This window comes from Bacillus cereus (assembly GCF_025917685.1).
GTDB classification, from domain to species: Bacteria; Bacillota; Bacilli; order Bacillales; family Bacillaceae_G; genus Bacillus_A; species Bacillus_A cereus_AT.
This window is the reverse complement of the sequence record NZ_CP089518.1, coordinates 2,334,308-2,353,205: the sequence shown is the minus strand read 5'-3', so window position 1 is coordinate 2,353,205 and position 18,898 is coordinate 2,334,308. Positions and strand designations below refer to the sequence as shown.

Here is an 18,898-nt window from a genome sequence, read left to right as displayed (position 1 = left end):
TCCATAAAAGATAGCCCCTCCTAATTTTATTAGGAGGGGCTATCTACAAATGCCTGTTTAAATTTCAAACAAACATTGTAACAAGTTAGACGATATTAATACCTGCACTTACAAATCCAGCAACTGCAGCTATTGGACTAGCAGCTGTTAATGAAACATATAATAGTATTTGTTCCCCAGCAACTACTGGAATACTTTCAGCTACGATCCCTGATGCTGTGTCCAAAATTGCTATTGTAGTAAATGTTGGTGTTAATAATAGAGGTGCTCCCTGAACTGTAAACGTATTACTTCCTGCAGGTGCAGTTAATATTTGCATCTGAATTTGTACCGGTGTTAATACCGTTAATGCCGCTGTTGCACTAAAGAAACCTGCTAATGACGTAATAGTTCCTGCACGTGGTGCTACAAATGCATAATCACCTACCCCTAACGCTAGTGTGATATCAGTTCCACCTGTTAATGCTACGCCAGGCTGACTAAAACCAAATCCAAGGAGAGTTCCTGTATTAGCTACTAATGCGTTAACTAACGCAGCTGGCGTTGTACCTGAAGCATACGGAATAATAGCTCCGCCTCCTGTTGCTCCTGTTGCACCAGTTGGACCTGTCGCTCCTGTTGCTCCTGTTGCTCCTGTTGCTCCTGTTGCTCCTGTTGCTCCTGTTGCTCCTGTTGCTCCTGTTGCTCCTGTTGCTCCTGTTGCTCCTGTTGCTCCTGTTGCTCCTGTTGCTCCTGTTGCTCCTGTTGCTCCTGTTGCTCCTGTTGCTCCTGTTGCTCCTGTTGCCCCTGTTGCTCCTGTTGCTCCTGTTGCTCCTGTTGCTCCTGTTGCTCCTGCCCCTGTTGCTCCTGTTGCTCCTGTTGCCCCTGTTGCTCCTGTTGCTCCTGCTCCTCCTGATCCTGTTGCTCCTGTTGGACCTGTTGGACCTGTTGGACCTGTTGCTCCGCCTCCTGGAGTAGCACCAATTAGTTGTGTTAATAAGTTTAATAGAAGTTGTAAACTCGCAGGATCAATAATTAGAGAGAAGAAGAATGGTGCAAGGGCACTGTAGAATTGTTGTAATAAAGAAAGTAATTCGCTTAAGTTTGGATTAGGGGATTGTAGTACATTGATAATACTTTGAATTAGTTGTTTTAAATAATTACCCTCTGGAGATGGTGCTAATCCATTTAGTAAATTTAATAGTTGAGTAAACAAATTGAGTAAATTTAATCTGTTTGCATCACTTGGATTTGCAAAAAATGCTGCAATAGCTGAAATTAAAGAATTTAGTAAAGTGATTAATTGTCCTAATTGAGTGCTAGTAATTGGAACTGTTTGTGGATTATTACAACATTCTGGAGTGAAAACTATCGGATTGCAGTTATTATGACCAAAACAATTGTTATGTGACATTTATTTCCTCCTTACTTGTCTTATAGTTGAGTGTTTTCCTATTATAAGAACCATAAAAGTGTACAAAGAGTTATGTTATTTATTCACTTAAAATAGGAAACATGAATTATAATTAAACTTTAAAACGACATTTAATTATGTTCATGACTCACATACTAATTATATGTTTTTAATAATTGACTGCTTAGATTAAACACCTAAACTTAAGAGTTTATTTTATTTTTCCACGTTTATCTATTAGGTCCAAAAGCACATTTTCATTTAAAAATTAAAACATAAATAAATCATTAGCATATATTCCACAAGTAACAACATCATTCTTTCAAATAATTAACAATGATACCTTTACTAATATTATGTTCCTTCTATAATCATGAAGCCGTTTCTATTATAAAAAACTTTCATACAATATAGTGGACAAGTTATTCTATACTTCGTTCAAAAAGGTAATTAAAGGAGTGCAATTTAATTGCCAATCATTCAACCATTTATGGCTTCTAGGAGATTTACATCTACACTAGGAGCTGGAACAGGCGCAGCTTTTTCGATTGCTGCAACAGCTTGTTTAAACGATGCCGGTACTACTGCAACTGCCTTTCCAACTTTTACGTATTACAACCTCTATGTAAACGGCATAATTCAACCTAGCGTGAACTCCAGTGTCACCACAGGTCCTACTGGTGCTATTACAATTCCTGGCGGAGATGCATTAGACAGTGGAATCCCAATAACAATTGAATTTATCGTCACTTAATTTTAACTAATGTAATTTAGAACAAAAAAAGACAGATTCCTTTTTCCATTAAGAATCTGTCTTTTTTAATTAATAATAATAAATTGTAATATAATTGATGACCCTTGCGAAGGTGGTTGATTATCCAATAAAGTTAGTTTACCAGTACTAATTTCATAAAATGGTTGTGGTTGTAGAATTCCATTAATAAACAAATTTATATATGAAACCTCACTAGGTGATAATATATTCGTTGTCCCATATTGAGCTATCCCATCTGCATCTGTATATATAAGTTTCTCTCCATCTGAAAAAGTATAATATAATAAATTGGTTGTTGTTATGGGGCCAATAACCCCAGGTTCTCCTGTTGGTCCCGTTGGAATATAAATTGGGGGGAAGAACTGGAAATATAGGTCCAATATTTCCAGGTTCTATCATAGCTTTATTTATTGATAATTTATCATCTCGCTTCAATTTAATACCTCATTCCACATTTTTGTATACTAATTTATATAATAATAACTCTATCATTTTAGAAAAATTCCATAACTAATCTTTTTTTCATTCTCAAATGATTTTTACATATATTAAACTTTTACCTTTGCTACAACTACTATTGAACTCTTCCACTCCAATCTATTTTTACTCCCGCAATATCAACTTCAAATTATAATAATAATTTAATTACCAATTTATTTGCTGGTAATACAATTTTGCTTCAATTATTCGGCATATTATCCATCGTTAATTTAGTTGAAGGTGGTTCAACAGGTACCTTTCTAACAATTATACGAATCGATTAAAAAATGATTCATTCTTTTTTAATAAACATTTTTAGATACTAAACTAGTATCTATCACGACAGTGATTAAGCAACAAAAACACATTGCACTATATTCATAGTAGTAACTATCTTTACTAAATTTTCCGTATATATATTATCAATTTACACTGCGCTCATGCTGATGTTACATTAAATAAGAAGACAATTTCTCCTTTACGAACCATCTCAATACGTATTTGAGAAATATTCTCCAATCCTATACGCGAGAGTAATACTATGTTGACACTCAAATGAGTGTCTTTTTTTGTAAAATGTAATAAATAAAACCATCTCTTATAGATGGTTTTATCAAAACATATCTCTTTATATTCTAAATAAAATAGCAAATTTTATGAAGCTGGATAATAAATGGTCATACTTAACCGAGTTACTATTCTTCCTGAATTTTTATAAGTGTGAGGTCTATCCGCCTTAAAGCGAATTGAATCTCCGCTATTTAATTTGTATTGACAATCATTTATTTCAATTGTCAATTCCCCTTCAAACACCGTTATAAATTCTTCCGCTCCTTCTTTATGTGCTTCCGAACTTAATTTTCCTTCTGTTTCAATTTCTACCGTATAGATTTCAAAGTTCCTTTTATCTTGAAAAGGAAAAGAAGGATACACTTTATATCTCCCATTGTCTTCAGACAATACTTGCACATCATTTCGTAAAACTACTTTCGTATCAGCCTGTGGATTATTGATTAAAGAGGTAAAAGACACTTTTAAACCATTCGCAATCTTCCATATTGTTGTAAGTGTCGGGCTTGAATCTCCTCTTTCAATTTGTCCAATCATCGTTTTACTCACACCTGTTAATTGGGAAACTTTTTCTAAACTTAATTTTTCTTTCTCACGTATTGCTTTTATATTTTTCGCCAAAATAAGTTGAATTTCTTCCATAAAAAAACACCCCTACACTGTTTACAATATAACGACCGTTATGTATAATAAAAAGCACACGTTATATTGTTCTTTTCGGTCATTATAACACACGAAAAATACTTAGGGGGTTTTGAAATGCCTTTATTTTCTTTTTTATTATTTGTTTTTATAAGTAGCTTCACACCCGGTCCTAACAATTTTTTAGCTATGACATACGCAAATCAACTTGGTTTGAAAAGGAGCATGCAATTTTGCTTTGGAGTAGCTTTCGGTTTTCTCCTCCTCACTTCTTTATGTAGTTTCTTTAATATCGTACTAATTAATATTTTACCCAAAATCGAATTACCTTTAAAAATTTTAGGAGTAGCATACATGCTATATCTAGCTATTAAAATACTCACTAGTAAAGGCAGTACAGATCCCGATGAAAAAGATAATAAAAACTTATTTACAGTGGGGATTTTTCTTCAGTTTGTTAACCCTAAAGGGATATTATTCGGACTGACTGTAGTTTCTACTTTTATTCTCCCATACTACAATTCATATTCTAGTTACCTTCTTTTTTCAATATTTCTAGGTACAGTCGGTTTAATGAGTACGTTTAGTTGGAGCTTATTCGGTTCGATATTCCAAAAGCTTTTAGTAAAACATAACCAACTATTCAACATCATTATGGCAGTATTATTAGTTTTTAGTGCTATTTCAATTGTTATTAACTAGCTCCATAACCATACTAATTCTTAATTTAACAGTCAATCTCAAATAAATCATTATCCTCCCACCTATCATCTTTGTTTTTTTGTTTTAAAATGGGGACCTTCTAGTGATAAATTCCCCACCATAACATACTAAATAAGCCGACACCTTAAAAGGCATCGACTTATTTCCTAAATCTCTTCAGCTGTTGACAACACTTTTATTATGTTTAAAGGCGAGCTCATATTTTGTTCCAGTTATCCGTTACTTATAAAATGTATTGTTGATTGATAAGGTCCCTGATTACTCACCACTTCTACTTTAAATCCGCCTTATCCCCAAATGAAATGATATATATATTCTCCCGTTACTCTCTCATTAATCCCAGCAATTCTAGCAAATCGCATTAAATCCGCTCCTTGAAGAAAATACATTGTGAGCGTAACTGGTAATTGTGACCACATAAATTGATAAAACTCATTCACTCTCTGGTTTGTCGAAACAATTAAATCATTTACAGGGCCGTTATTCCATACAGAAGTTCTAACTGAAGTAAACGGAAGGTCTTTCCCATTAATCACTATTCTTGCCATACTTTGAGTTATGTCCACATCAATTCCCTCCGTCATTATGAAATCGGATTTGTTTCCATACTCATATTTTTATAAATATTCTTGACTATAATAAATGTTTAAGGCAAATTCCTATTTTTTCACTTCTACTCAGAGTAATTTTCCATTTCGTACAAAACAGTACGACTAACTCCTGTTTCATTGCATATTTGCTTTACTTTATAGCCTTTATTCTTACGATTTTTAAACAGTTCTAAAGCTTGTTTCATACTTTCATTTGTCTCAGTGTATTTCTTAGGTTTTCCTTTATACACACCACGTTCTTTTGATTTTTCTATTCTAATCCTTTGTAATTCTTTATGTGTAACTCTATTAACGCCATGTATCTTCCCATGACATTCAAGACATAACATAAGTATCAACTTTTAGGGGCTTAAATAAGACATTTTACTTTTTTACATAAACTTGACCAAAAATCTCCTCGTTCCTGCGTCTATGTTAATATAGAGGTGTTAAGATGCGATTTAAATCTAAACAGCGTGAACTTACTATTTCACCTAAATTCATTCGTGCTATAGGCAAAACAATAATAGAATTTCTTCAAGCGGCAGAAGTCACCTGATTCTTGCTTTTCTTTTTCATTCGTTTGTTTTGTTAGACCTTAAAACGAATCGCAACTATATTCTTCATATTTAATAAGTATTAGTTCAGAGAATCCATAAACAAAAAAAACGAGTGCTGTGAAGAAACGCACTCATTGAAAGAGATTTACCACTCTCGACGATTATCGCAATCACAGTCACGATCATGATTACGTCTACGACGACATTCATCACAATCACAGTCTCGGTCGCGTCTACAACGGCGGTCATCACAATCTCTATGTCTACGTCTACAGAACATTAAATCATCCCAAAATCTATCACAATCTCGGAACCGTCTGAAATCACCATTACATCCCATAAATATAATTCCCTCCTCTTAACTCTAGGATTCATCATATTTTATGCTAAAAAACAAAAACAGCTTGTTTACTAGTCTATTTTCTGCATTTTAAAGTAATAATATTATTATCTAATCTTTAAGTTTCAAATCTATTTCACCCCTTATATTTCCTTAAAAACAAACAAGACGCCACCCAGATCACGGCAGCGCCTACGATAATTGCTATAATCTTAATCAGATTCATTTATCCTCACACTATTTATTTCTTTGCTTCCATACCCCATTCTCTTTACGATATATATTCTTGCCATTCATGAAGTCAGCTTGATTACCAGGAATGTTATATTTCTTACTCTTTTTCTTAGCTTTCTTCTTTAGCCTCTTCTCTTCTTGAACAGCTTGCAAATCCGCCTTCCATTGTTTCAACAAATCCTTTTCACTTCGCATCGAATTTGTACCTCTTAAAGTAAAATGTGGATCCAATAATTAGATTCTTCTTATTTATATACTCATTTAAACCATATGTCCATTTTTTACAAAATAAAGAGCACCTTACGATTGCAGGTGCTCAAATGTATGAAGTGGGGCTACCCCATACTCCAATATATACTTGTCCTTATTAAAAGGTGCAAAATAACAAGAGTACCCTTCAACAAATAAGTATAGCGCTCCGAGTTTCACCTCATATGATAACTCATCCACGTTATCATATGTTTGTCTTATTAGAATATTCACCGGTTTAATGTTTAATTTCTATATAACAAAGGAAAGAGCACACGTTTTGGATGCCTTTAATAGATGTAGCAGAGGAATCGAACCTCCGTAGTCTTTCTACTTGGAATTTGTGTATAACGTTTCCACCCAGGAATTCTTTTACTATGCGGTATACGTTACCGTGACATTCTCGCATAAGAGCGTTTCACTTATAGGTGTACTAATCCTCTTCAATATATGGTCGTCAAAGAGCTTGTACCTATATTTTACCGTTGATTTCATTTGCATAATTCCCCTTATTTTATCGGTGTTTTTGTTTTTTATTCCATAAAAAAACACTCCAATTTTCATGAAATGCATTTTGCTTATAAACAATCTTGCTATCAAGTAAAACAACGCGATAATAGTTCGTTAACGATTATATCTTTGATTGAACTAGCTCATAAATGGATTCACTTTTGATGGATTCAAAAAATTATTAAATACAATAAAATCAGCACCGTAATTCATTATTATTCCTCGCTTTCCACTTGTAATTTTCTATTTCAATTGAATATGCAATATTCCATATTTTATTATTGTAATATTTTTTATTAACTATCTTTTTCTATCATATCATTAACATCCATTGATAAATCAACATTTGTAATTTAATTCCTTATGTTCGATTTCACTAAAATACACTTAAATGATATATCCCAATAATTATATTGGAAATTATTATTCTACACATCTATATGTGTTTTGTGTATTATATAGCAGAAGAGTAAGGTAAGAGTTGCTCTTTGCCATTTTAGGAAAGGTTCTGTTGGAGACAGCAGGACCTTTTTTCGTAAAAGGATTATTTTGTTAAGAACTTGATTCCAGTTTATAACATCTATCTTTTTCTTTTATTTTTCATTAAAATTAAATACAACTATTTTGATAACATAGGAGAAAGCTTTGAAGCATACCATCAATCTATGCTCCTTTATCTGTTCTTTGATTTGCGTTGGGCTATTCCGTTTATATTTTAAAATTCCACATGACCTATTCAAATTTTTCACGGATTCATTACACATTCACCCTTTATTTATTTTATTAGTTTTAACAATAGGAACTTTTTTTGCTGGCATTAAGGGATTTTCTAAGATGAATAATTGGATTGCGATGCTTAGAAGTGCAACAACAGTCTTACTAACATTGTCATTATCAGTGTTTTTAACACTAACTTTGATTGTGGGCTATGCATTAAGTTAAATGTAATTCCTCGCGAACAAAGCTGAATATTCCAACAATAATATAGACAACCCATTCTCCAATCCCTCTGGAGATGAGCAGTTAGCTTTTGCTAGCTGCTCTTTATTATGAATACTAATTAATTACCTCAAGCACACTTCAGAAAATCTTCATATAATATGGTAAATTCTTTCTTTTGAGTAAATGATCTCATCACGAGAGCACTTTATTAAGTGCTCTTTTCGTGTTTCAAATACATACAAAATAAAATATTTGTCCAATTATCGAATACATACTCTTCAAATACTTTGATGAATGAACAGTTTGGTCAATCCGCTGTTTTTCCGCCCAACTCTCTTATAACCCAGCACCACCTTTAAACCTGTCTTCTAAGTATCCGACTCGATGAATTGCCGGACACGCGAACGCTGAAGTTGTTTCCATAACTAAATCACCAATTTCAATTCCTTTCATTCTTTCAAACTGTTTTTTGTTCTTGCCAATACCGCACTTAAAGTATGATTAAAAGTCATACTTGCGTTTGCATCAATAATCTCTGCTAACTTTTCGATTTTCACTATCACTATCAATCTAAGCAAAGCTAATAGCTCAAAACGAGAATATTGACATCTTCCTGATAAAAATGAACAAAATTTTTGCTCCGGGGTGTTATAACATTCTTAAGTTGATGAACATGTGGCGGAACCCCTTTCGCAAATAAAATTCACCTCCTATGACGAGCAATCATAGGAGGTAAATTTATAAATAAAGAAAATATTGTTTTGCGTGGAGCTGCTGTTGAATCACATTTAATTCGCTTAACACTCCCCACCTATTTTCCGTTATTCACTTGGCCAACAGGACCAATAGGACCGACTGGACCAACAGGGCCAATACAATTGACTCCGGAGGCGAACCCCCTTATATATTGAAAGCTGTTTGGAATGAATACATGTTCCTTATATATTATGGAATGGGTTTATATTTGTGACATAAGGGCTTATATTTATATTTATTTTAATTTTCAAGGGCTTTTTTCTTATACTTGTGTGTTAGCTAATTCATAAGTTATAGAGTGTAAGTGGGTGAAAGATAAGGTTGGTGTATAAATGAGTAAATTTAAAAAGAGATTTGAGATCCCGTGTGAGTGTTTTTTCCCCCCTGTACCTCTACCTCAAATCGGACCAACAGGGCCAACAGGACCAACAGGGTCAACAGGACCAACAGGACCAACAGGGCCAACAGGACCAACAGGACCAACAGGACCAACAGGACCAACAGGGCCAACAGGGTCAACAGGACCGACTGGACCGACTGGACCGACTGGACCGACTGGACCGACTGGACCGACTGCAGTAGGATGTTGTCCATGTACTAATATTCTTGATAACCCTGGATTTGATGAACCAGCAATAGTAGGCAATCCAGTTCCTGGTTGGAATCCAGCTGGAGGGGTTACAGAAGTAGGTTTTCCAAATGCCCATAGTGGTCGTATTCTTTCAAATGGGACACTTAGTCTCTTAGCTGCATCAATTGAACCAGGTGGAAGTATTAATCAATCGGTTGATGTTGGTGAAGGTTGTTGTTTTACACTTTCTTTCGCTGCGGATGTAAGGGATAATGCATTTCTTATAGCTTCTGTATCTTTTCCAGAACTTGGACACGGATGTCCTCCTCTCGCTACAACTCTTGGTTCATTAAATATTCCACATATTATACCTGTTGGGAATCAACCGCAATCTCTTTTCCAACATTATGTTCTTGTTGTGTGTATACCTCCTGGTGTGACTACAGCATGTGTTGCTTTTCAAAATATTGCTACAGGTGAAGAAGGCGGAACAGCTTTTGTTGATAACGTTGTATTCCAACCTACTGGTGGACCTTGTCCTTCATGTTCACAAAATTTCTAATGTATTGATGCACTTGCAGTTTATCATTTTACTTGTAAATAACCGTAATCTCTTTTTACGGTAACTAATTACTCCTCTCTTTATAACGCGAACTTGTCACTCGTGTCACCTTTAAAGAGCACTCTCAATTAGTGCTCTTTTTATTCTGGAGGTTTTCTACAAAATAATTTTTTTTATATTAATCTTTATCACACATTAAAAATTAGGAATTATATATTGAACACTAATTCATTAGGTACGGATCATTTCTTATAAGGGCTCTCTTTACTTGCGCCCTTACTTAAACACTCAACTTCTTCCCCCATCTATTTTTATAAATTGTATACAGTTCCATATGGAATCGTTGAAAAAGAAATTCCATATGGTGTAATTTGATGCGCTGGATAATAATAACCCATAGGTGAATAATACGATTGTATGTCTTGTTGCATTTGTTGTTGCATTTGCAATGCTTGTTGAACAGCTTGAATTGTACTTTGTGCCCCACTATATGTTATACCAGCAGTACCATACGCCGGACGCATACTAGTTCGGGGATTAAAATATGAATAAAACATTTTTATTCAACTCACTTTCATATAACTTATTACAAAGTATGTTATGAGGGTTAAATTCAGTGAGTGTTAAAACCTATTCCACTAGCTTTTTTGTTTATTCCTATTTCGCTCACATTTTTGTAACATACGAATTAGTATATAGACAAGTAGGCGCTCTATAATTATCCTAGCAAATAGAACATCCGGAATGGAGACCTTTTCGACAATTTCTGTACGGAGATGAAATTGTAATAAGAAAATCGCCTTTAAAATTTATCTATATTATTTAAGCGCTTTTGATTCTAATTCAGATGTAATAAACCCACAATATACATAAGATTAGGAACACTTTGTAACTGATTATATCTTCCTTGAAAACTTTTCTAATGAAATTGCTAAACTAGAAAATCGATATAGATTAAAGAAATCGCCTTTAGATTCATTAGAAACATCACGGCACTATCAGAACGATATACACCGTTTACGATACAATCCACCTAACTTCAATCCTTGAATAATATTTTGAAATCAATACATACTATTTCCAAGCCGCTTAATCTACGGCTAGTACTTCTTTCTTTTGTTACAGTAGTAAGCAGGTAGGTTCATCACTTATCTGCTTTCTCTGTATATTTTTTAAAATATTGAAAACACTACCTACAAGCTGTTTGAACTAGCAGCTTCACTCTTCTTGTAATGGGAAAGCAATTTATCACAATTAGCTAACTCATTCGACTCACTAGCAGACAACAAAAATTGTTGTCTGCTTTTTGTATAAATTTTTTCATTTTACATATACTACCTTTGAGCCTGTTTACCAATGTAAGCCATTTTGGTGTTTTGAATTCCGACTAATTTTTTGTTGCATAGATTATTACATCTTTGACAACACTGGTTATAAGCAGAATTTCTGTTTATTCGTAGTTCTAAACCAAAATATTTTTTCTCCTATTAAAAGGACAGCAGGTACGACTGCTTGTCCTTTTTTCTTTACACCGCATACTCGGATTGTGATTTAGTTATTAGTACCCAAAGAGGAAAATGCATTTGTCGCGGTGGCTTTCATGACGTGTTTAAAACCTTTTTGAAAAAATCCGAGCTAAAAAACATTAGATTTCACGATTTACGCCATACACGTGCAACACTACTTTTAAAACAAGGAGTACACCCAAAGATTGTAAGTGAACGATTGGGCCATAAAGACGTTTTCATAACCTTAAATCGCTATTCACATGTTATACCCGGAATGAAAGAGGATGCTGTTAAAACATGTAGTGAAAGACTATTCGGATAGCAATGTTTGCAAATATAAAAAAATGCGGTTTCTCTTTCCGCGAGAAACCGCATTACATCAATATTTTTATTAAATTTTAAACTGACTCGTATACAAATCGAAATAGAATCCTCTATCTTCCATTAGAGATTCATGATTTCCTCTTTCAAAAATACTACCATCTTTAATAACGAGTATTTGATCTGCTTTTTCAATCGTTTTTAGTCGATGAGCGATTACAAAACTTGTTCTCCCTCTCATTAAATTATTTAATCCTGCTTGAATTTGCAATTCTGTTCTCGTATCAATATTAGATGTTGCTTCATCGAGAATTAATATATCTGCATCAGCTAAAATCGCTCGTGCAATCGCAAGGAGTTGTTTTTGTCCTTGACTTAAATTCGAACCTTCTGAAGCAATTTTTGTTTCATATTGAGTTGGCAAATGCTTAATAAAAGAATGAGCTGAAGCTGCTTTAGCTGCTGCAATTACTTCTTCATCACTTGCATTTAAACGCCCATAACGAATGTTATCCATTATTGTTCCTGCAAATAAATAAGTATCTTGTAAAACAACCCCTATTTTACTTCGCAAAGAATTAATATCATAATTCTTTATATCTTTTCCATCAATGTTAATCTGTCCTTTTTGAATATCGTAAAAGCGAGTTAACAAATTAATAATTGTAGTTTTTCCTGATCCTGTTGGACCAACTAAAGCGATTGTCTCACCAGGTTTTGCCTCAAGACTCACATCTTTTAAAATCGTTTTATTTTCCGCATACCCAAATGAAACTTTCTCCAGTGCTACATTCCCTTGCAATTTCTGTACAATTAATGCATCTTTTTTATTTTGAATTTCTGGTACTTCATCCATAATCTCGAAAACACGTTCTCCGCCAGCAACTGCGGCTTGAATCGTATTCATTAACGTTGCAAATTGACTAAGCGGTCTTGCGAATTGACGAGAATAGTTAATAAAAGCAGCAATGACACCTACTGTTGTCATTCCGTTTAATACCATAACTGATCCAGCTCCAATTACAAGCCCCATTCCTAAGTTATTAATAAAGTTCATACTCGGAAAAATAAATGCTGAAAATGTTTCAGCCTTCGTTGCTGAAATTCTTAGCTGTTCGTTAATTTCATTGAAGTTATGTACGGTTTCTTTTTCTTTTCCATATAACGTAGTTACATCTGCACCTGTAATAGCTTCCTCAATAAATCCATTTAATTCTCCTAAATCCTTTTGACGCTTCGCAAAGTTTTTCCCACTATAAGCAACTAGTTTTTTTGTAACGAAAAACATAATAGGTACCGTAATTAAAGTGACAATTGCTAAAATCCAATCTAATGAAAACATCGCAATTGTTACACCTATAAACGTTAACGCTGATGAAATGATTTGCACAACACTTTGTGTCAAAGCTTGATTTAAGTTATCAATATCATTTGTCACGCGGCTCATTAAATCACCTTGAGAACGTACATCAAAGAATCGTAGAGAAAGTGTTTGGATTTTCTCAAAAATATCTTGTCGTATTTTTTGTATTGTTTTTAATGCAACATTAATCATAACAAATGTTTGTAACCATGTTAACAATACGGTTATCCCATATATTGCAATGAGCAGCATGCACATTCTCGCTGTCCCGCTTAAATCCTTCGGTACAATATATTCATCAATGATGACCCCCATATAATATGGCCCAAGTAAACCGAGTAATGTCGTGATAAATACAAGAATAATAACGAATATAAGAGATGCTTTTTGATACCCCATGTAGTTCCATACTCGCATTATAGTTCCTTTAGTATTCTTTGCTTTTCCCTTTTTCGGATTATTACGTCCACCTTTATTTCCAAATTGTCCTTGAAAATTACGCACGCTCTTCCCCTCCTTCTTGCTGCAGGTTACCACCTTGGGAAAGATAAATTTCCTGATACACTTCACAAGTTGCCAATAAAGCCTCATGCGTACCACTTCCAACTAATTCACCGTTATCCAGAACGAGAATTTTATCAGCATCTATAATAGAGGATATTTTTGATGCGATTAAAAATGTCGTTGTGCCACTATATCTCGACCTTAATGCTTCTTGTATTACAGATTCTGACTTCGCATCAACTGCCGATGTAGAATCGTCTAATACAAGAATAGATGGTTTTCTCACTAAGGCTCTTGCAATAGATATACGTTGTTTTTGACCGCCAGATAGATTTGTTGCACCTTGTGTTAAGTTATATTGATAAGAGTCTTCCAGCTTATTGATAAACTCAGTCGCACAAGCAGATGAAGATGCTAATTCCAATTCATCATAAGTGGCATCTTCTTTGCCATAACGTAAATTCTCTTCTATACTGCCTGAAAAGAGAAGTGCCTTTTGTGGAACGAAGCCAATTGAAGCACGAAGTTTCTGCAAATCGTACGCTTTCACATTGACATCGTCTATACATATTTCACCTTGATCAACATCGTAAAGTCGTGGCAATAGTTTTGCCAATGTAGATTTACCACTCCCAGTAGATCCAATAATCCCTATCTTTTCACCTTTACGTACAGTAAATGAAATATCTTTCAAAACATATTCATTATTTTTCGTATAACTGTAGCTAACATTTTTAAACTCTACATTACCATCCACTTGCTTTGGTTCATATACGTCGCCTTCAGTTGTAATGTCAACTTCAGTATGTAAGACTTGTTGTACACGATCAGCTGATGGAAAAGCACGGGCAATTTGAATAAATACCATACTAATAGACATAAGTGACATTAAAATGATATTTAAATAATTAATGAAAGCTAAAATGGCCCCTACTTGGAGTGTACCGTTAAAAACTTTCTCGCCACCAATCCATAAAGTTGCTACAATCCCGCCATTTACAACTAGCATAATAATTGGCATCATCAATGAAATAATTTGTATAGCACGAATATTTATTCCAGTTAAATTTTTATTTACTTTCTCAAACTGTGAGATTTCATATTTTTGTCTTACATATGCTTTTATAACACGTACACCGGATAAATTTTCTTGTAGCTTTGTGTTTACTTTATCTAACGCTTCTTGTACTCGTCTAAATGAACCGCTCGCTTGACTTGCAATCAATACAATTGCAACTAATAAAATGGGTACGACAACAAGTAAAATAGGAAATAGGTCTCTCGCTGTCACAAAGACTATAATGATACTTCCAATAAATAATAACGGTCCACGGACAAGTACACGTAACGTCATCGTCATCGCCGATTGGATGGATGTAATATCATTTGTAACAATCGTTAATAATTTTCCTGTTCCAAATGAATCACGATTTTTGCTAGAAAATGTTGCTATTTTCGCAAACACATCTTTTCGTATGTCTGTAGCGAAATTAACAGCAGCTTTTGTAGAATACATCATACAACCAAGCCCTCCAACTAAACCGATCGCTGCTGCCCCTATCATTAGAAGCCCCATTTTTATTACATAATTCAAATCCCGATTTGCAATTCCAACATCAATAATATGTTGCATAATTGTCGGTTGAATTAAGTCCATCGCAACCTCAAGTACCATAAATAGCGGTCCAATAATAGCGAAGAACATGTATGGTTTTAAATACTGTAACAACTTGCGAAATGATTTCATACATAATCTCCTTTTTTCATGAAATTACCATTGAATAATTCATATTCCTCCTTATCTAAACGATATAGTCTAGAATTTTTTCATTACTTCTAATATATTATACAAATTAATATTTAACATTATTAAATGATAAGCATTAATGACTTTCCGGTCAATAAATGTGCTTTATCTTACGTAAATACAAAAACCGCATTCTAAAGAAAAAGAATGCGGTTCTTTATTTATATTTGTTTAATTGTAAAATTCAATCTTAAACCCATTATTTTCAGATGGATTCCACATGTAAAATCTTATTTTAATACGATTATTACCTTTATCCTTCATCAAAAGCATCTAAATGAACATTTAAAAATCCGTTAAAACTGGGAATCTATACCCTTTTAAATCTAATTCTTTATTACTCCGAACCATTAAATACTTACTAGACTGTAATTCTGTATATTGTATCTCATCAATCCCTAATTGATCTGGGCAAAAGTAAAATTCAACCTCTGTAAATGATTCAGAGATTTCCTCACATAATTCATCTAAAATCGGAAGTACTGGAGCAAATACTCCATATAACTTTAGCTTTTCATTTTCTACTTCATAAACGATCATCGCATCTAGTTTCTTAGAATAATACAGTCTCTCATTCCACTTTAAGTCATACATTTTCAAATAAAACGAAGATCGATAATTTATTGTCGAAAACATATTAGAAAGCCTTTGACCATTTTCAATTATTTCATTTATTAAATTTCTATCCTCTTCATTATAAAAATCTAACTTTCTAAGTATCGAATCTTTATTATTCTTTTTATCATACGGTATAGTCATCAGATATTCCTGCACAATTTGAAATCCAAATGATTTATATAGTTCAGGGGTTTCAGTAAACAAGAGAGCATATTCACATTGCTTATCAATTTTTTCTATCATCTTATTAAGCAATTGTGTCATTAGTCCTTGTCTACGAAAATCCGGATGTGTCATTACTGATTGAATGCCCGCTGCATTTATTTTTTCACCATTAATTAGTAACGGAAGTGAAAACGCGGCAACATTTGCAATCACTTTATCATCTTGTATAAATGATAACGCTTTATATGTATAATCCCAATATCCTTTCTCTGAAAAATCATGTAATGTTTGACTTGTAATCCCAAACACTTCTTCAAATAAAGGAAATAACTGCTCTCTTTTCGGTTCTTCTAATAGAAGATATGCAATTTTTTCAATATTCCCCATGTTGTACCTCCATACGTCGATTCCATTAAATTAGATAAACTTATAAGACCTACCCATAAAATAATAGGCCTTACAAATCAATATAGTATCATAAAATATAAAAAAAGAATCTAATTAATTTTATGTTTTGACTCTTTAAAAATAAGTCGAATAAACCAATATTAAGTTTTTTTGAATATTAATAAGTTTATTATATAAAAACAGCGCTTTCTAATGAGTTTTTGCTAATAGAAATGCACCATTTATAAAAAATATTTATTTAATCTTTAGTTCCTTCAATCCTCTCCTTCGTATTATTTTCTTCTCCCCTTATTCGTGTTTCAAATGTCTTTCTCCAACTAGTAGAAAGCGCATGTACTTCTAAAATTCTTTTTAGTCCTTCCATATTTTGTTTTTCTTTATGCATGATACAATTAGCAAACGCTACTGTAATGCCTTTCGAATCAGACTGCAGCAATTTTAACGTATCGACTGGTGATACCCATCCTTCTTTTAATACGCGAAAATAAAACCCTGTATATCCTGTTTCTTGAAAATACAATGGTAACCTTGGAACATTGTATTTCTTAGCTAGTTTAAAACAAGGCTGTCTTGGCTGCGTCACTTGTACTATCGCTTCTCCAAGTTGAAACGTATCACCAATACAAACATCCTCTTCGCGCATACCGCTAACTGTTATATTTTCTCCGAAGGCTCCATATACAAGGTCTTGACTCAATTCTTTCTCCCAATATCCATAATGTTCTCCCGAATACACACAAACCGCTTTATCCACTCCACCATGATGAACTAAATCCGCTTGGCCATCACCTTTAAATTTTACAAACGATAAATATATAAGCTCCTTTGTTTCAACTTTATTTATGCCTGTTTGAATTAACTTTCCTCCATATATAACCTCTTTTGGCAATCCTATGTTTAGAGATAGTATCTCATATTCTTTATTCATCCTTATCGCTCCTCTTGCTTATTTTACATATAAAGGCGTTAAACGATATATTCCTGTCGGTAAACCACCTCATACCTTTTTTGAAGTACTTGTGAATAATTTCCTGTTAATACGTTCAATTTCAACAATTCTACTTCACCTCATCTAATTTTTATAATCAATCCATTTCTGATAAAGTGATTATAAATCTCATAAAACCATTGTTCAATTCAATTATTTATATAATAATGATAGGTATATCCTATGATTAAATTTGAGGTGATTCCAATCGAATTACGACAACTAGAATACTTTTTAGCTGTTTCGAAAGAGTTACATTTTACAAAAGCAGCTGAGAAATTAAACATTTCACAACCTTCACTAAGTCAACAAATACGTGCATTAGAACATGAAGTGGGAATACCGCTTTTCGATCGAATTGGTAAAAAAATATCTTTAACTAAAGCAGGAAGAATTTTATTATCACACGGTAAAGCAATTTTTCATGAAGTCGAACAAGCTCGTTCTGCCATTCAAGATTTAAATGGATTACAGCACGGCTCCTTAACAATAGGATCTTTGTTAACCGTAGTAAATTATTTACTACCACCAGCTATATTAGATTTCAATAAGCAATATCCAAATATCGAACTTTCTGTGTTGGGACTTCGTACAGGAGAGATCCTTGAAAAATTATTACAAAACGAACTAGATATTGGCATTACATTTCTCCCGGTGCAAGATAAAGAGATTATTTCTATCCCTCTATACAAAAGTGAACTTACATTAGTCGTGCCAACCGGTCATCAATTAACTGAACGTGATCATGTATCTATTGCTGAATTACAGAACTACCCTTTAATTCTTTTACCTAAAAATTTCTTTTTAACCGAACTAATTACATCTCATTGTCAAAAATTCAACTTTACACCAAAACCAATTTTAGAAATTAGTACGATGGAATCTTTAGTTCAAATGGTCTCAAAAGACATGGGAATTACAGTATTACCAAAACCTTATATAGATTTTTTGCAAAGCGAACATATTCAATCTATTAAAATTGAAAACCCCACTCCAACAATAGATATAGGACTTATTTATAGAAAAGATAAATACATGTGCGCTACTACCCGAGAATTTATTGAACAACTAAAGTTAACAGTACACTCTCTACAAAATTAAACATAAAAAGAGATTATCCTATGCAGCCGTTACACAACGACCTATTAGAATGATCTCTTTTTATAATGATATAAAACATTACATTTTGTGGTTTCTTTTCTAATAACCTATTATTCATTATAAGTGCTGAATTATTATCGTATTATTAAGCTACACATCAGCGATATTTTATGTCTATTTCGTATAGGTGTTAGCAAGTCCGTTTGCAAACTTGTTAG

The 18,898-nt window shown here is 33.4% G+C and carries 16 protein-coding genes and 4 pseudogenes; 8 read left to right on the top strand and 12 right to left on the bottom strand.

The genetic code is table 11. The features are described 5' to 3' along the window. Positions 1-85: 85 nt before the first annotated feature. Complete coding sequence (locus LUS72_RS12175; protein WP_264448988.1) at positions 86-1,393, bottom strand: exosporium glycoprotein BclB-related protein; 1,308 nt, start codon at positions 1,391-1,393, stop codon at positions 86-88. 469 nt (positions 1,394-1,862) lie between these two features. Between LUS72_RS12175 and LUS72_RS12170 the strand changes: the two genes are divergently transcribed. Continuing rightward, complete coding sequence (locus LUS72_RS12170) at positions 1,863-2,147, top strand: DUF4183 domain-containing protein (RefSeq protein WP_264448987.1); 285 nt, start codon at positions 1,863-1,865, stop codon at positions 2,145-2,147. A gap of 65 nt (positions 2,148-2,212) precedes the next feature. Here LUS72_RS12170 and LUS72_RS12165 read toward each other — a convergent pair. After that, positions 2,213-2,506 (bottom strand): annotated as a pseudogene (locus LUS72_RS12165) (DUF4183 domain-containing protein); the annotation flags it as partial. A 224-nt stretch (positions 2,507-2,730) separates the two neighbouring features. Here LUS72_RS12165 and LUS72_RS12155 point away from each other — a divergent pair. Next, positions 2,731-2,932 (top strand): annotated as a pseudogene (locus LUS72_RS12155) (BclA C-terminal domain-containing protein); the annotation flags it as partial. A gap of 370 nt (positions 2,933-3,302) precedes the next feature. Here the strand turns inward: LUS72_RS12155 and LUS72_RS12150 are convergent. Further along, the gene (locus tag LUS72_RS12150) at positions 3,303-3,860 is read right to left on the bottom strand and encodes a helix-turn-helix domain-containing protein (RefSeq protein WP_264448986.1); all 558 of its coding nucleotides are present in this window, start codon (positions 3,858-3,860) and stop codon (positions 3,303-3,305) included. Between the two features lie 117 nt (positions 3,861-3,977). Between LUS72_RS12150 and LUS72_RS12145 the strand changes: the two genes are divergently transcribed. Continuing rightward, positions 3,978-4,562 (top strand): LysE family translocator, encoded by a 585-nt coding sequence (locus LUS72_RS12145; RefSeq protein WP_264448985.1) that lies wholly within the window; start codon positions 3,978-3,980, stop codon positions 4,560-4,562. 308 nt (positions 4,563-4,870) lie between these two features. On the opposite strand, the pseudogene LUS72_RS12140 reads toward LUS72_RS12145, so the two are convergent. From LUS72_RS12140 to LUS72_RS12125, 4 genes and pseudogenes are all read right to left on the bottom strand, one after another. Continuing rightward, positions 4,871-5,223 (bottom strand): annotated as a pseudogene (locus tag LUS72_RS12140) (hypothetical protein). Positions 5,224-5,256: 33 nt separating this feature from the next. Next, positions 5,257-5,523 carry a helix-turn-helix domain-containing protein gene (locus tag LUS72_RS12135; RefSeq protein WP_141533491.1) on the bottom strand — a complete coding sequence of 89 codons (267 nt, stop codon included), beginning with the start codon at positions 5,521-5,523 and terminating at the stop codon, positions 5,257-5,259. Between the two features lie 355 nt (positions 5,524-5,878). Then, complete coding sequence (locus LUS72_RS12130) at positions 5,879-6,073, bottom strand: hypothetical protein (protein ID WP_097833456.1); 195 nt, start codon at positions 6,071-6,073, stop codon at positions 5,879-5,881. A 237-nt stretch (positions 6,074-6,310) separates the two neighbouring features. After that, complete coding sequence (locus tag LUS72_RS12125; RefSeq protein ID WP_264448983.1) at positions 6,311-6,502, bottom strand: hypothetical protein; 192 nt, start codon at positions 6,500-6,502, stop codon at positions 6,311-6,313. Positions 6,503-7,711: 1,209 nt separating this feature from the next. On the opposite strand from LUS72_RS12125, the gene LUS72_RS12120 reads away from it, so the two are divergent. Both LUS72_RS12120 and LUS72_RS12115 read left to right on the top strand, forming a co-directional pair. After that, positions 7,712-8,008 carry a hypothetical protein gene (locus tag LUS72_RS12120; RefSeq protein WP_264448982.1) on the top strand — a complete coding sequence of 99 codons (297 nt, stop codon included), beginning with the start codon at positions 7,712-7,714 and terminating at the stop codon, positions 8,006-8,008. Between the two features lie 1,088 nt (positions 8,009-9,096). Further along, on the top strand, positions 9,097-9,897 hold the full coding sequence (locus LUS72_RS12115; RefSeq protein ID WP_264448981.1) for a collagen-like protein: 801 nt from the start codon (positions 9,097-9,099) through the stop codon (positions 9,895-9,897). A 311-nt stretch (positions 9,898-10,208) separates the two neighbouring features. Here the strand turns inward: LUS72_RS12115 and LUS72_RS12110 are convergent, their stop codons facing one another. Beyond that, complete coding sequence (locus LUS72_RS12110; RefSeq protein ID WP_264448980.1) at positions 10,209-10,454, bottom strand: DUF3947 family protein; 246 nt, start codon at positions 10,452-10,454, stop codon at positions 10,209-10,211. 173 nt (positions 10,455-10,627) lie between these two features. Here LUS72_RS12110 and LUS72_RS12105 point away from each other — a divergent pair. Beyond that, positions 10,628-10,947, top strand: a pseudogene (locus tag LUS72_RS12105) (hypothetical protein); the annotation flags it as partial. 462 nt (positions 10,948-11,409) lie between these two features. Beyond that, on the top strand, positions 11,410-11,727 hold the full coding sequence (locus tag LUS72_RS12100) for a tyrosine-type recombinase/integrase (protein ID WP_264448979.1): 318 nt from the start codon (positions 11,410-11,412) through the stop codon (positions 11,725-11,727). 69 nt (positions 11,728-11,796) lie between these two features. Here the strand turns inward: LUS72_RS12100 and LUS72_RS12095 are convergent, their stop codons facing one another. The 4 genes from LUS72_RS12095 to LUS72_RS12080 form a co-directional block, all read right to left on the bottom strand. Then, positions 11,797-13,593 (bottom strand): ABC transporter ATP-binding protein, encoded by a 1,797-nt coding sequence (locus LUS72_RS12095; protein ID WP_264448978.1) that lies wholly within the window; start codon positions 13,591-13,593, stop codon positions 11,797-11,799. Continuing rightward, positions 13,586-15,340: an ABC transporter ATP-binding protein gene (locus LUS72_RS12090; protein ID WP_264448977.1), complete on the bottom strand. Its 1,755-nt coding sequence runs from the start codon at positions 15,338-15,340 to the stop codon at positions 13,586-13,588. The genes LUS72_RS12095 and LUS72_RS12090 overlap by 8 nt, the downstream gene beginning before the upstream one ends. A 345-nt stretch (positions 15,341-15,685) precedes the next feature. Continuing rightward, positions 15,686-16,570: a GNAT family N-acetyltransferase gene (locus LUS72_RS12085; RefSeq protein WP_264448976.1), complete on the bottom strand. Its 885-nt coding sequence runs from the start codon at positions 16,568-16,570 to the stop codon at positions 15,686-15,688. Positions 16,571-16,829: 259 nt separating this feature from the next. Beyond that, positions 16,830-17,519, bottom strand: a complete 690-nt coding sequence (locus LUS72_RS12080; RefSeq protein ID WP_264448975.1) for an MOSC domain-containing protein — start codon at positions 17,517-17,519, stop codon at positions 16,830-16,832. Between the two features lie 258 nt (positions 17,520-17,777). Here LUS72_RS12080 and LUS72_RS12075 point away from each other — a divergent pair, with 258 nt between their 5' ends. Beyond that, complete coding sequence (locus LUS72_RS12075) at positions 17,778-18,680, top strand: LysR family transcriptional regulator (RefSeq protein WP_264449059.1); 903 nt, start codon at positions 17,778-17,780, stop codon at positions 18,678-18,680. The last annotated feature ends 218 nt before the right edge of the window (positions 18,681-18,898 follow it).

Excerpts from the sequence above, each read along its gene's own strand:
- LUS72_RS12125 (WP_264448983.1), bottom strand. The coding sequence starts at position 6,502 with ATGCGAAGTGAAAAGGATTTGTTGAAACAATGGAAGGCGGATTTGCAA.
- LUS72_RS12175 (WP_264448988.1), bottom strand. The coding sequence starts at position 1,393 with ATGTCACATAACAATTGTTTTGGTCATAATAACTGCAATCCGATAGTT.
- LUS72_RS12130 (WP_097833456.1), bottom strand. The coding sequence starts at position 6,073 with ATGGGATGTAATGGTGATTTCAGACGGTTCCGAGATTGTGATAGATTT.
- LUS72_RS12110 (WP_264448980.1), bottom strand. The coding sequence starts at position 10,454 with ATGTTTTATTCATATTTTAATCCCCGAACTAGTATGCGTCCGGCGTAT.
- LUS72_RS12115 (WP_264448981.1), top strand. The coding sequence starts at position 9,097 with ATGAGTAAATTTAAAAAGAGATTTGAGATCCCGTGTGAGTGTTTTTTC.
- LUS72_RS12080 (WP_264448975.1), bottom strand. The coding sequence starts at position 17,519 with ATGAATAAAGAATATGAGATACTATCTCTAAACATAGGATTGCCAAAA.
- LUS72_RS12090 (WP_264448977.1), bottom strand. The coding sequence starts at position 15,340 with ATGAAATCATTTCGCAAGTTGTTACAGTATTTAAAACCATACATGTTC.
- LUS72_RS12150 (WP_264448986.1), bottom strand. The coding sequence starts at position 3,860 with ATGGAAGAAATTCAACTTATTTTGGCGAAAAATATAAAAGCAATACGT.
- LUS72_RS12145 (WP_264448985.1), top strand. The coding sequence starts at position 3,978 with ATGCCTTTATTTTCTTTTTTATTATTTGTTTTTATAAGTAGCTTCACA.
- LUS72_RS12135 (WP_141533491.1), bottom strand. The coding sequence starts at position 5,523 with ATGTTATGTCTTGAATGTCATGGGAAGATACATGGCGTTAATAGAGTT.
- LUS72_RS12085 (WP_264448976.1), bottom strand. The coding sequence starts at position 16,570 with ATGGGGAATATTGAAAAAATTGCATATCTTCTATTAGAAGAACCGAAA.